General features: G+C 71.3%; 11 protein-coding genes. 10 read left to right on the forward strand and 1 reads right to left on the reverse strand.

Annotated features, from left to right (window positions below; all coding sequences use genetic code 11):
- Positions 1–192 precede the first annotated feature (192 nt).
- From pgeF to V7793_RS23165, 5 genes are all read left to right on the forward strand, one after another.
- On the forward strand, positions 193–918 hold the full coding sequence (gene pgeF / locus V7793_RS23145) for a peptidoglycan editing factor PgeF (RefSeq protein ID WP_336009459.1): 726 nt from the start codon (positions 193–195) through the stop codon (positions 916–918).
- A 5-nt stretch (positions 919–923) separates the two neighbouring features.
- Positions 924–1,652, forward strand: a complete 729-nt coding sequence (locus V7793_RS23150) for a YggS family pyridoxal phosphate-dependent enzyme (RefSeq protein WP_336009461.1) — start codon at positions 924–926, stop codon at positions 1,650–1,652.
- A gap of 122 nt (positions 1,653–1,774) precedes the next feature.
- Entirely contained in the window at positions 1,775–2,386 is a 612-nt protein-coding gene (locus V7793_RS23155; RefSeq protein WP_336009462.1) for a cell division protein SepF, read from the forward strand.
- 77 nt (positions 2,387–2,463) lie between these two features.
- Complete coding sequence (locus V7793_RS23160; protein WP_030364712.1) at positions 2,464–2,748, forward strand: YggT family protein; 285 nt, start codon at positions 2,464–2,466, stop codon at positions 2,746–2,748.
- Positions 2,749–2,797: 49 nt separating this feature from the next.
- Entirely contained in the window at positions 2,798–4,006 is a 1,209-nt protein-coding gene (locus V7793_RS23165) for a DivIVA domain-containing protein (RefSeq protein WP_168090818.1), read from the forward strand.
- Positions 4,007–4,187: 181 nt separating this feature from the next.
- Here the strand turns inward: V7793_RS23165 and ileS are convergent, their stop codons facing one another.
- Positions 4,188–7,340, reverse strand: a complete 3,153-nt coding sequence (ileS, locus tag V7793_RS23170) for an isoleucine--tRNA ligase (protein ID WP_336009468.1) — start codon at positions 7,338–7,340, stop codon at positions 4,188–4,190.
- Positions 7,341–7,828: 488 nt separating this feature from the next.
- Between ileS and V7793_RS23175 the strand changes: the two genes are divergently transcribed.
- The 5 genes from V7793_RS23175 to V7793_RS23195 form a co-directional block, all read left to right on the forward strand.
- The gene (locus tag V7793_RS23175) at positions 7,829–9,238 is read left to right on the forward strand and encodes a TraR/DksA family transcriptional regulator (RefSeq protein ID WP_336009470.1); all 1,410 of its coding nucleotides are present in this window, start codon (positions 7,829–7,831) and stop codon (positions 9,236–9,238) included.
- A 78-nt stretch (positions 9,239–9,316) separates the two neighbouring features.
- Positions 9,317–9,865, forward strand: a complete 549-nt coding sequence (gene lspA / locus V7793_RS23180; protein ID WP_336009471.1) for a signal peptidase II — start codon at positions 9,317–9,319, stop codon at positions 9,863–9,865.
- Between the two features lie 65 nt (positions 9,866–9,930).
- Positions 9,931–10,872 carry an RluA family pseudouridine synthase gene (locus V7793_RS23185; protein ID WP_336009472.1) on the forward strand — a complete coding sequence of 314 codons (942 nt, stop codon included), beginning with the start codon at positions 9,931–9,933 and terminating at the stop codon, positions 10,870–10,872.
- Positions 10,873–10,877: 5 nt separating this feature from the next.
- Complete coding sequence (locus V7793_RS23190; RefSeq protein ID WP_336009473.1) at positions 10,878–11,360, forward strand: GNAT family N-acetyltransferase; 483 nt, start codon at positions 10,878–10,880, stop codon at positions 11,358–11,360.
- A gap of 104 nt (positions 11,361–11,464) precedes the next feature.
- On the forward strand, positions 11,465–13,048 hold a 1,584-nt coding region (locus tag V7793_RS23195), incomplete at its 3' end, for a Na+/H+ antiporter (protein WP_336009475.1).

The raw sequence follows: 13,048 nt of genomic DNA on the forward strand, positions 1-13,048 counted from the left end.
CCGAGGAGCCCGCGGCCGACCCGGTGCCGGTCAACGAGCTCCCCCCGCCGCCGGTCTCCTCCCCGCAGGTCCCGCCGGCCCGTCCGTACCAGGACTCGACCGCCGAGGAACTGGACGTTCCGGACTTCCTCAAGTAGGACGTACGAGCGAGTGAGCGGCATAGGACAACAGCACGCAGTGACATCGGAAGCTGTGTCGCACGATCAGCACGAGAGCGGCGCGCACTTCGCCTTCACCGACAGGTGGGGCGGGGTGAGCGCCGCTCCGTATGACGAGCTGAACCTCGGCGGCGCGGTCGGCGACGACCCGGCCGCCGTCCGGGCCAACCGGGAGCGCGCGGCGAAGTCGCTCGGCCTCGACCCGGCGGGCGTCGTCTGGATGAACCAGGTGCACGGCCGGGACGTGGCCGTGGTCGACGGCCCCTGGCGGAGCGCCGGCATCCCCGCGGTCGACGGGGTGGTGACCGCCCGTCGCGGTCTGGCCCTCGCGGTCCTGACCGCGGACTGCACCCCGGTGCTCCTCGCCGACCCGGTCGCCGGAGTCGTGGGCGCGGCCCACGCCGGCCGCCCGGGCCTGGTCGCGGGGGTGGTTCCCGCGACCGTCGAGATGATGATCACTCTCGGCGCGGACCCCGCCCGGATCCTCGCGCACACCGGCCCCGCGGTCTGCGGCCTGTGCTACGAGGTGCCCGAGGCGATGCGGGCCGAGGTCGCCGAGGCCGTGCCCGAGGCCTGGGCCACCACCCGGCGGGGCACCCCGGCCGTGGATGTGGCCGCGGGGGTGCGCGCCCAACTCGCCCGGCTCGGCGTGACGATGAGCGGACAATCTCACATCTGCACGCTGGAGTCGGCCGATCACTTCTCGTACCGGCGCGAGCGCACCACGGGGCGACTCGCCAGCTATGTCTGGTTGGACTGAGGACTGTGACGGACCGGAGAACGGAACTCGCCGGCAACCTGGCCCGCGTGGAGGAACGTATCTCCGCGGCGTGCGCCGCGGCGGGCCGCCCGCGCGAGGACGTGACCCTCATCGTGGTCACCAAGACCTACCCCGCGAGTGACGTGCGACTCCTCGCCGAGCTCGGGGTGCGCCACGTCGCCGAGAACCGCGACCAGGACGCGGCCCCCAAGGCGGCCGAGTGCGCGGACCTGCCCCTCACCTGGCACTTCGTCGGACAATTGCAGACGAACAAGGTCCGTTCGGTGGCCGGTTACGCCGACTTTGTGCATTCGATCGACCGGACCCGCCTCGTCACCGCACTTTCCGCGGCGGCCGTCAAGGCCGGCCGGACCCTGGACTGCCTGATCCAGGTGGCACTTGACGCAGAGTCGGGCGAACCCGGAAAACGCAGCGAAAGGGGCGGAGTCGCTCCTGACGGTGTGGCAGAACTCGCCGACGCACTCGCCGGAGCCGAAGGGCTGCGCCCCGCGGGCCTGATGACGGTCGCTCCGCTCGTCGGACCATATGCCGGACGGCCGCGGGCCGCCTTCGGCCGGCTGATGGAAATCTCAACGGGCCTGCGCGCGGCCCATCCTGCTGCGAACATGGTGTCAGCAGGGATGAGCGCGGATCTGGATGACGCCGTGGCCGCCGGGGCGACACATGTACGTGTCGGATCGGCGGTACTCGGAGTCCGACCCAGGCTCGGGTAACGTCGCCAAGAAGTCGGACCACAGCAAAAAATATGGTCATTCCCGCCAGAAGGCGGGCAGACCGAGTGGATCCAAGGCGCCGTTGACGGAGCCGATCCACCACAGAGCGGAGGACGCAGAGAATGGCCGGCGCGATGCGCAAGATGGCGGTCTACCTCGGCCTCGTGGAGGACGATGGGTACGACGGCCCGGGGTTCGACCCCGATGACGAGTTCGAACCCGAGCCGGAGCCCGACCGACGCAGGCAGCAGCATCAGCAACACCTCGCACAACAGACGCAATCGGACGAACCGGTCCGAGTCGCCCAGCCGCCTGCTCAGCGCGAACCCACTCCGCTCACAGCGGAAACGGGACGACCCGCCCGAATCGCCCCCGTGGCGTCCATCACACCCGAACGCCACTCTCTGGAGAAGAACGCACCGGTGATCATGCCCAAGGTTGTGTCCGAGCGGGAGCCCTACCGCATCACGACGTTGCACCCCCGGACCTACAACGAAGCCCGTACCATCGGGGAACACTTCCGCGAGGGCACCCCGGTGATCATGAATCTGACGGAGATGGACGACACGGACGCGAAGCGACTTGTCGACTTCGCCGCCGGCCTCGTCTTCGGTCTCCACGGCAGCATCGAGCGGGTGACGCAGAAGGTGTTCCTGCTGTCTCCTGCTAACGTCGATGTCACGGCGGAGGACAAGGCCCGCATCGCAGAGGGTGGGTTCTTCAATCAGAGCTGAGACGCAATACCTGGCGATACCGGGAGAATGACGGCCGAACAGGCCGGGTACGAGCAAGGGGAGAGGGAAGCGCGGGAATGAGCATCGCACTGCAGGTGATCTACATCGCGCTGTATTGCTTCCTGTTTGTACTGATCTTCCGGCTGGTGATGGATTACGTCTTCCAGTTCGCTCGCTCATGGCAACCCGGTAAGGCGATGGTGGTCATCCTTGAGGCCACCTACACTGTCACCGATCCGCCACTCAAGCTTCTGCGGCGGTTCATTCCGCCGCTGCGTCTCGGGGGCGTGGCGCTCGACCTGTCCTTCTTCGTATTGATGATTATCGTCTTCATCCTGATCCGCGTCGTGGAGCAGGTGTGAACGATACGGTCTTGCCGATTGCCGACGACTACGTTGAGGTGAAGAAGAGATGCCGTTGACCCCCGAGGACGTGCGGAACAAGCAGTTCACGACCGTCCGTCTCCGAGAAGGCTATGACGAGGACGAGGTCGATGCCTTCCTGGACGAGGTCGAGGCCGAACTGACCCGTCTGCTCCGCGAGAACGAGGACCTGCGCGCCAAGCTGGCCGCCGCCACGCGTGCCGCCGCGCAGAACCAGCAGCAGGGCATGCGCAAGCCCGAGCCGCAGGACCAGCGACCCGGCGGGGCTCCGGTGCCCGCCGCCATATCCGGACCGCAGCCGGTGCCGCAGCAGCAGCAGATGGGCGGCCCGCCGCAGCTGCCGGGCGGTGCCCCGCAGCTTCCGGCCGGCCCCAGCGGTCACGGCCACGGTCCCCAGGGTCCGCACGGTCCCGGCCCGATGGGTCAGAACGGTCCCGGCCCCATGGGTCAGAACGGTCCGATGGGCGGCCCCATGGGCGGTCCCATGGGTCAGAACGGTCCGATGGGTCAGAACCCCATGGGTCAGAACGGTCCCATGGGTCAGAACCCCATGGGCCAGAACGGCCCCATGGGCGGCCCGCAGCTGCCGCAGCCGGGCCAGGGCCCGGGCGGTGACAGCGCCGCCCGTGTGCTCTCGCTCGCTCAGCAGACCGCCGACCAGGCGATCGCGGAGGCCCGTTCCGAGGCCAACAAGATCGTCGGCGAGGCGCGCAGCCGGGCCGAGGGCCTGGAGCGGGACGCCCGCGCCAAGGCCGACGCCCTGGAGCGGGACGCGCAGGAGAAGCACCGCGTCGCGATGGGCTCCCTGGAGTCCGCCCGCGCCACGCTGGAGCGCAAGGTCGAGGACCTGCGCGGCTTCGAGCGCGAGTACCGCACCCGTCTGAAGTCCTACCTGGAGAGCCAGCTGCGCCAGCTGGAGAACCAGGCGGACGACTCGCTGGCCCCGCCCCGCAACCCGAACACCCCGTCGCTGCCCGCGGCCCCCTCGATGAGCGGGTCGATGGCTCCGGCAGGTGCGGGCATGGGCGGCCACAGCATGGGCGGCAACCCGTCCATGGGTGGCAACACCTCGATGGGCGGAAACTCCTCCATGGGTGGCCCGTCCTACGGCGGTCAGCAGCAGATGTCCCCGGCGATGACCCAGCCGATGGCACCGGTGCGGCCGCAGGGCCAGCAGCCGATGCAGCAGGCGCCGTCCCCCATGCGGGGCTTCCTCATCGACGAGGACGACAACTGAGGCGCCCGTACGGCCGCTAGTCGGCAGTCGGTCGGTCGGCAGTCATAAAGGGCCGGGCCCCTGGGATTCCCCAGGGGCCCGGCCCTTTTATGCGCTCTGCATTTCCGTACGGATGTCGGTCAATACGACATATGGCAATGGCCGGGCGAGGGAAATCCTTGCCCGGCCATTGCCGGTCTTATCAGGCCTCGGTCGTCCTACGGAGGCGGAACGTCAGCGAAAGCGCTTCGTCGGTGAAAGGCTCGCCGTAGGATCCGTCGGCCTCGCCCGCGGCGAAGTCCGTGGCCAGGACCTCGTCCGCAATCAGGGAGGCGTGCTCCGAGAGGGCCGTACGGACTTCCTCGGCCGCCGACTCCCAGCGCACGGCGATCCGGTCGGCGACGTCGAGGCCGCTGTTCTTCCGGGCCTCCTGGATGAGCCGGACGGCATCGCGGGCGAGGCCCGCGCGGCGCAGCTCCGGGGTGATCTCCAGGTCGAGGGCCACCGTCGCGCCCGAGTCCGAGGCCACCGACCAGCCCTCGCGGGGCGTTTCGGTGATGATGACCTCGTCGGGGGAGAGGGCGACCGTCTCGCCGTCCACCTCGACCGAGGCCGTGCCCTCACGCAGGGCCAGCGACAGCGCCGCGGCGTCGGCCCCGGCGACGGCCTTGGCGACCGCCTGGACGCCCTTGCCGAACCGCTTGCCCAGAGCACGGAAGTTGGCCTTGGCGGTGGTGTCGACCAGGGAGCCCCCCACTTCGGAGAGGGAGGCGAGGGAGGAGACATTGAGCTCCTCGGCGATCTGGGCGCGCAGCTCGGGGCCCAGCTCGTCGAAGCCGACCGAGGCCACCAGCGCGCGGGAGAGCGGCTGGCGGGTCTTGACGCCGGACTCCGCGCGGGTGGCGCGGCCCAGCTCGACCAGGCGCCGCACGAGCAGCATGTGCTGCGACAGCTTCGGGTCGACGAGGGCGGCGTCCGCCACCGGCCAGGTGGCCAGGTGGACCGACGCGGGGGCCTGCGGGTCGACGGGGACCACGAGGTCCTGCCAGACGCGCTCGGTGATGAACGGCACCAGCGGAGCCATCAGGCGGGTCACCGTCTCGACGACCTCGTGGAGGGTGCGCAGCGCGGCCGCGTCACCCTGCCAGAACCGGCGGCGCGAGCGGCGCACGTACCAGTTGGACAGGTCGTCGACGAAGGAGGACAGCAGCTTGCCGGCGCGCTGGGTGTCGTAGGCCTCCATGGCCTGGGTGACCTGGCCGACCAGGGCGTTGAGCTCGCCGAGCAGCCAGCGGTCCAGCAGCGGGCGGTCGGCCGGGGCCGGGTCCGCGGCGCTGGGCGCCCAGCCGGACGTACGGGCGTAGAGGGCCTGGAAGGCGACCGTGTTCCAGTAGGTGAGGAGCGTCTTGCGGACGACCTCCTGGATGGTGCCGTGGCCCACGCGGCGCGCGGCCCACGGGGAGCCGCCGGCCGCCATGAACCAGCGGACGGCGTCGGCGCCGTGCTGGTCCATCAGCGGGATCGGCTGGAGGATGTTGCCCAGGTGCTTGGACATCTTCCGGCCGTCCTCGGCGAGGATGTGGCCCAGGCAGACGACGTTCTCGTACGAGGACTTGTCGAAGACGAGGGTGCCGACGGCCATCAGCGTGTAGAACCAGCCGCGCGTCTGGTCGATCGCCTCGGAGATGAACTGCGCCGGGTAGCGCTGCTCGAAGAGCTCCTTGTTCTTGTACGGGTAGCCCCACTGCGCGAACGGCATCGAGCCCGAGTCGTACCAGGCGTCGATGACCTCCGGCACGCGCACGGCCGTGTGCGAGCAGCCCTCGGCGGTGCAGGTGAAGGTGACGTCGTCGATGTAGGGGCGGTGCGGGTCGAGACCACTCTGGTCGGCGCCGGTGAGCTCGGTGAGCTCGGCCAGCGAGCCGACGCAGGTGAGGTGGTTCTCCTCGCAGCGCCAGATGGGCAGCGGCGTGCCCCAGTAGCGGTTGCGGGAGAGCGCCCAGTCGATGTTGTTGTTCAGCCAGTCGCCGAAGCGGCCGTGCTTGACCGACTCGGGGAACCAGTTGGTCTTCTCGTTCTCCTCGAGCAGCCGGTCCTTGACCGCGGTGGTGCGGATGTACCAGGACGGCTGCGCGTAGTAGAGCAGCGCGGTGTGGCAGCGCCAGCAGTGCGGGTAGCTGTGCTCGTAGGCGATGTGCTTGAAGAGCAGGCCGCGCTCGGAGAGGTCCTCGACGAGCTTCTCGTCGGCCTTCTTGAAGAACTGGCCGCCGATGAGGCCGAGGCCCTCCTCGAAGGTGCCGTCCGGGCGGACCGGGTTGACGACCGGCAGGCCGTAGGCGCGGCAGGTCCTGAGGTCGTCCTCACCGAAGGCGGGCGCCTGGTGGACCAGACCCGTGCCGTCCTCGGTCGTGACGTAGTCGGCGTTGACGACAAAGTTGGCGCCCTCCAGCTCGACCAGGTCGAACGGGCGGCGGTAGGCCCAGCGCTCCATCTCGCGGCCGGTGAAGGACTGCCCCGTCGCGGTCCAGCCCTCGCCGAGGGCCTTCTCCAGCAGCGGCTCGGCGACGACCAGCTTCTCGGTGCCGTCGGTGGCGACGACGTAGGTGACGTCGGGGTGCGCGGCGGCGGCCGTGTTGGAGACCAGGGTCCACGGGGTGGTCGTCCACACCAGCAGCGAGGCCTCGCCCGCGAGCGGGCCGGAGGTCAGCGGGAAGCGGACGAAGACGGAGGGGTCGACGACCGTCTCGTAGCCCTGGGCCAGCTCGTGGTCCGACAGGCCGGTGCCGCAGCGGGGGCACCAGGGGGCCACGCGGTGGTCCTGGACCAGCAGGCCCTTGTTGAAGATCTCCTTCAGCGACCACCACACGGACTGGACGTAGTCCGGGTCCATCGTGCGGTAGGCGTCGTCCAGGTCGACCCAGTAGCCCATGCGGGTGGTGAGCTCGGCGAAGGCGTCCGTGTGGCGGGTGACGGATTCGCGGCACTTGTCGTTGAAGGCCGCGATGCCGTACGCCTCGATGTCCTGCTTGCCCGAGAAGCCCAGCTCCTTCTCCACCGCGAGCTCCACCGGCAGGCCGTGGCAGTCCCAGCCGGCCTTGCGGCCGACGTGGTAGCCCTGCATCGTGCGGAAGCGGGGGAAGACGTCCTTGAAGACGCGGGCCTCGATGTGGTGCGCGCCCGGCATGCCGTTGGCCGTGGGCGGGCCCTCGTAGAACACCCACTCGGGGCGCCCCTCGGACTGCTCGAGGCTACGGGCGAAGACCTTGCTCTCGCGCCAGAACTCGAGCACGGCGTGCTCCAGGGCGGGCAGGTCCACCTGGGCGGGTACCTGGTGGTACTGCGGCTGGGGACTCATATGAGGCTTCCTCCGGCGGAACGTCATTGCGCTGTCCGTCGGAGGGACGAGATGCGCCGTGCGGTGCGCTTCCCGCGGTACCACCCTCCTTGGCCGCGGGCGCTTGCGCCCGGGCCCCCTCATTGGGCCGCGATGCCGGCTCTACTGACCCGCCGGGGCGTCCGGGGGTGTTCTTCCGGCGGCTCAGGGGTGATCTTCACACCGCGCACGCCCCCGGGCTCCCACCGTCCCCGGGTCGCTACAGGCTGCGTGCGGCGCTACTCGTCCCTTCCACGCCTTTCGCTGCGCCCCAGTGTACGGGGCCGGACCGGACGCGGCCCACCGGTTTCGGCCGGGGCCGGGCGGGGGACGGGTGCAGTCCGATTACAGGGCCGGGGGCGGGGCACAACCGAGGAGACCGGCGTGCCCCGTTGCCGCGTGACCGGTGGAGTTTTATCGTTCCGGCACGATTCGCGCGCAAGATCATAAAATGTGAAGGGGCCGCGGTCATGGTGGCGAAGAGAGCGGCGGCGGAAGCGGCGGATGCCGCTTCCGCTCAGGGGAAGGCCCACGGGGCCGGGTCCGCTGCCGCGAAGGCCGCCGGAGGCGGCGGGAAGGCGACTGGTCCGGGGAGGACGCCGCCGGCGGCGGGCAAGGGCGCCAAGGCCGCGGAGGCGGCCGCTCCGGCCGGGGAGGCGGCGGCGAAGCCCTCTGCCGCGAAGAACGCGAAGAAGGCGTCTGCCGCGAAGGAGACGGCCGCGGGTGTGACGGCGAAGAAGGCCGCCGCGGCGCAGAAGACGGCCGCGGCCAAGAAGGTGACGGGCGGGAAGTCCGCTCCGGCGGCCTCCGGTACGCCCGCGGCCGGGAAGGCGGCGGCGAAGAAGGCGTCCAAGAAGGCGGCGGTTTCGGCCGGGGCGACGGCGGGTGGGACGGCGAAGGCGAAGAAGACGGCCTCCGCCAAGAAGGCGGCCTCGGCCAAGGCGGCGGTTTCGGGCGGGGCGACTGCGACCGGGACGGCGAAGGCGAAGAAGGCGGCCTCGGCCAAGAAGGTGGCGCCCGGGAAGGCCGCCGCGGTTCCGGCGGCGGCCGGTGCGTCTCCGGCCAAGAAGGCGACGACGAAGAAGGGCGCGGCCAAGGAGGCCGCCGAGAAGGTGGTGGCCCCGGCCGGGGAGACCGCGGGCGGGAACGCGACCGCGACGCAGAAGGCCCCGGCCAAGAAGGCCCCGGCCAAGAAGGCCCCGGCCAAGAAGGCGGCTGCCTCGGCCAAGAAGGCCGTGGCCGGTGGGGCCGGGGGCAAGGGGACGGCGAAGAAGGCCGCGGCCGAGGTGGTCGCCGGGGAGGCCGCGGCGAAGAAGAGGACGGCCGCCGGCGGCGGTGCGGTTTCTGGTACGGGGGAGGCCTCCAGCGGGAAGGCCGCCCTCACGGAGAAGAAGACGGGAGCCAGGACGGTGGCTGCGAAGAAGACGATGGACGGGACGAAGGCCGCCGGGAAGGTGCCGGGGGCCCGTACGGGGCCCGCGGAGCCCGGCGAGCTGGCCGTACGGCCGGGGGAGGAGCCCTGGTCGCCGGGCGAGGTGGCCGAGGCCCGGACGGAGCTGCAGAGCGAGGTGCTGCGGCTGCGGGCGGAGATCGCCCACTCGGAGGAGGCGATCACCGGCCTGATGCGGGACTCGGGCGACGGCGCGGGCGACGACCAGGCCGACACCGGCACCAAGAACATCACCCGGGAGCACGAGCTGGCCCTGGCGGCCAACGCCCGGGAGATGCTGGACCAGACCGAGCGGGCGCTGGAACGGCTCGACGCGGGCACGTACGGCCTCTGCGAGAACTGCGGGAAGCCCATCGGCAAGGCCCGCATGCAGGCGTTCCCGCGGGCCACCCTGTGCGTGGAGTGCAAACAACGCCAGGAACGCCGCTGACCCCGTCGCACGGGCGTGCCGTACCCTCGTCCTCAGTCAGGCAGGCCCTGGCGACCTGGACGACGTCGAAGGACTCACGTGACAGAGGCGGAACAGACCACCACCGGCACGCCGGAGGCCGCGGAACCGACCGCGGCCAAGGGCGGGCGGCGCATCGGGGTACTCCTGGCGGTGGCCGCCTTCGCCTATCTGCTGGACCTCGGCAGCAAGCTGTTCGTGGTCGCGAAGCTGGAGCACCACGACCCGATCGAGGTGTTCGGCACGTGGCTGCAGCTGGAGGTGGTCCGCAACCGCGGTGCCGCCTTCGGCATCGGCGAGGCGATGACGATCGTCTTCACGGTGATCGCCTCCGCCGTGATCGTCGTGATCGCGCGGATCGCCCGCAAGCTCTACAGCCTGCCGTGGGCGATCGCGCTGGGCATGCTGCTCGGCGGCGCGCTGGGCAACCTCACGGACCGCCTGTTCCGCGCCCCGGGCGGCTTCGAGGGCGGTGTCGTCGACTTCATCGCGCCCGCGCACTTCGCGGTCTTCAACCTCGCGGACTCCGCGATCGTCTGCGGCGGCTTCCTGATCGTGATCCTGTCCTTCCGCGGTCTGGACCCGGACGGCACGGTCCACCAGGACTGAGCCCGACGGTCCACCAGGACTGAGCCCGGGGCGGGGGTGTCACACCCGTCCGTCATACTCGACGGGTGAGCACCATTCCCGAGATCCGCGCCCTGCCCGTACCCGACGGCCTGGAGGGCGAGCGCGTCGACGCCGCCATCGCCCGTATGTTCGGCTTTTCCCGCACCAAGGCGGCCGAGCTGGCGGCCGCGGGCAAGGTCCAGCTGGACGGGGCGGTGGCCGGGAAGTCCGACCGCGTGACCGGCGGGGCCTGGCTGGAGGTCGAGATGCCCGCCGCGCCCGCCCCGGTGCAGATCGTCGCCGAGCCCGTCGAGGGCATGGAGATCGTCCATGACGACGACGACATCGTCGTGATCGTCAAGCCGGTCGGCGTGGCGGCCCACCCCAGCCCCGGCTGGACGGGCCCGACGGTCATCGGCGGCCTGGCCGCCGCGGGCTACCGCATCTCCACCTCCGGCGCCGCCGAGCGCCAGGGCATCGTGCACCGCCTGGACGTCGGCACCTCCGGCCTGATGGTCGTCGCCAAGTCCGAGCGCGCCTACACCCTGCTCAAGCAGCAGTTCCGCGAGCGCACGGTCGACAAGCGCTATCACACGCTGGTCCAGGGGCACCCCGATCCGATGAGCGGCACCATCGACGCCCCCATCGGCCGCCACCCGAACCACGACTACAAGTGGGCCGTCACCGCCGAGGGCAAGCCCTCGGTCACCCACTACGACCTGATCGAGGCGTTCCGCGCGGCCAGCCTGCTGGACGTGAAGCTGGAGACCGGCCGTACGCACCAGATCCGTGTGCACATGGCCGCCCACCGCCACCCTTGCGTCGGCGACCTCACCTACGGCGCCGACCCGACCCTCGCCAAGCGCCTCAAGCTCACCCGCCAGTGGCTGCACGCCGTGCGGCTCGGCTTCGAGCACCCCGAGGACGGCCGCTGGGTCGAGTTCGAGAGCTCCTACCCCGAGGACCTGCAGCGCGCGCTGGACACGGTGCGCGCCGAGAGCGCCTGAGCACCGTGGGCGCCGCGCAGGGGATCACGGTCCGCGTCGTCGGCCCCGACGGGCTGCCCGGCTGCCACGCCGTGCGCCGCGAGGTCTTCGTCGGCGAGCAGCGCATCCCCGAGGCCGAGGAGATGGACGCCTACGACGTCCACGCCGTCCACCTCCTGGCCACCGGCCCGGCCGGCCCCGTCGGCACGGTCCGCTTCCTGCACGGCGCCCCGGCCCGGAAGAAGTACGGCCACGCGGGCGTCGGGGACGACGTCACGGCCGTCCTCGGCCGGCTCGCCGTCTCCCGTGCCGCGCGTGGCACGGGCCTGGGCGCCGAGCTCGTCCTGGCCGTCGAGGCGGAAGCCCGCCGGCTGGGCCTGGCCCGGGTCTACCTGGAGGCCCAGACGCACGCCCTCGGCTTCTACGAGCGGCTCGGCTATGCGGCGCACGGGCCCGAGTTCGACGAGGGCAGCGGCATACCGCACCGTGCGATGACGAAGGCGCTGTGAGCAGCATCCGCTGACTCCGTCCGGAATCTCCGGAAGATCCGGGTTCGTCCGGTTCGTGGCAGGCTGGGGAACGATCCACTTCCCGCTCCGCCCGGAGGACGTCCGTGGACCAGCTCGCCCTGCTGTTCGTGCTGCTCATCGGGTCGCTGGTCATGGTGCCCGTCGCGGACCGCCTGAGCCTGCCGGCGCCCGTCCTCATGACGCTGGGCGGCATCGTCCTCGCGCTGCTGCCGTTCGTGCCCAGCGTGGAGATGCCGCCGGAGTTCATCCTCCCGCTGGTGCTGCCGCCCCTGCTCTACGCGTCCGTGCAGCGCACGTCCTGGCGGCAGTTCCAGGCCAACGTCCGGCCCATCCTGCTGCTCGCGGTCGCCCTGGTGTTCGTGACGACCGCGGCCGTGGCCGCCGTCGCCGACGCGATCGTGCCCGGCATCTCCCTCGCCGCGGCCGTCGCCCTCGGCGCCCTCGTCGCCCCGCCCGACCCGGTCGCCGCGACGGCCGTCGCGGGCTCGCTCGGGCTGCCGCGCCGCCTGATCTCCATCCTGGAGGGCGAGGGGCTCTTCAACGACGTGACGGCCATCGTGCTCTACCACGTGGCCATCGCGGCGGCCGTCAGCGGCAGCTTCTCCGCCCCGAAGGCCGCGGGCGAGTTCGTGCTGTCCGCCGTGGTCGCCCTCGTGGTCGGGCTCGCGCTCGGCTGGGCGGCCAAGAAGCTCATGGACGTCCTCGGGGACGCGACCCTCCAGATCGGCCTCACCCTGCTCGTCCCCTTCGTCTCCTACGTCCTCGCCGAGGAGTTCAAGGGCTCCGGCGTGCTCGCCGTGCTGGTCACCGGGCTCTTCCTCGCCGAGTACGCCGGTGACGCCGACGACGTGCTCGGCCGGCTCGCCCGGCACTCCTTCTGGGAGGTCGTCGACACCCTCGTCACCGGCGTCGCCTTCGGCCTCATCGGCCTCGAACTCCACCACGTCCTGCGGACCGCCTCCGGCCGGTGGAGCGAGATGCTGGGCATCGGCGCCGTCGTCGTCGCGGTCGTCGTCGGCGTACGGCTGCTGTGGCTGCTGCCCGCCGCGTGGCTGGCCAAACAGCTGCACAGCCGGCGGGACATCGACGAGGACGTCCCCCTCAGCTGGCGCGAGACGGTCGTGATGTGGTGGTCCGGGATGCGCGGCGTCGCCTCCGTCGCGCTCGCCCTCGCCATCCCGCACGCCCAGGACGACAAGACGCCCTTCCCCGCCCGCGACGAGATCGTCTTCGTCGCCTTCGCCGTCATCCTCGCCACGCTCGTCCTTCAGGGCCTCACCCTGCCGTGGCTCGTGCGGCGGCTGGGCGTGCAGTCCGACTCCGACGCCGAGCGGGAGCTCGCCCGGCTGCTCGCCGTGCGCGCCGCGAAGGCCGCCAAACGGCGGCTGAAGGAGATCCAGGAGACCGAGGAGCTCCCCGACGACATGGTCGAGCAGCTCACGCGGCGCGCCTACGACGTCGGCGCACGCATCAGCCCCGACATGGTCGACGAGGAGCGCCGCGAGGCGCACGCACAGCGGGTGGAAAGGATCCGGGTGACCCAGCGCATCCAGGCCGAGATGCTCTCGGCCGCCCGCCGCGAGGTCCTGGCGGCCCGCAGCGAACCGGGCGCGGACCCGGAGGTGGTGGACCGGGTCCTGCGCCACCTGGACGTCCGCAGCCTCCGG

Origin of the sequence: Streptomyces sp. KLMMK (genome assembly GCF_036961605.1) — a bacterium.
In the GTDB taxonomy this organism is placed as follows: domain Bacteria; phylum Actinomycetota; class Actinomycetes; order Streptomycetales; family Streptomycetaceae; genus Streptomyces; species Streptomyces telluris.

What these genes read in the sequence shown, in the direction of transcription:
- ileS (WP_336009468.1), bottom strand. Translation starts at nt 7,340, where the DNA reads ATGAGTCCCCAGCCGCAGTACCACCAGGTACCCGCCCAGGTGGACCTG.
- V7793_RS23155 (WP_336009462.1), top strand. Translation starts at nt 1,775, where the DNA reads ATGGCCGGCGCGATGCGCAAGATGGCGGTCTACCTCGGCCTCGTGGAG.
- V7793_RS23175 (WP_336009470.1), top strand. Translation starts at nt 7,829, where the DNA reads ATGGTGGCGAAGAGAGCGGCGGCGGAAGCGGCGGATGCCGCTTCCGCT.
- V7793_RS23160 (WP_030364712.1), top strand. Translation starts at nt 2,464, where the DNA reads ATGAGCATCGCACTGCAGGTGATCTACATCGCGCTGTATTGCTTCCTG.
- V7793_RS23165 (WP_168090818.1), top strand. Translation starts at nt 2,798, where the DNA reads ATGCCGTTGACCCCCGAGGACGTGCGGAACAAGCAGTTCACGACCGTC.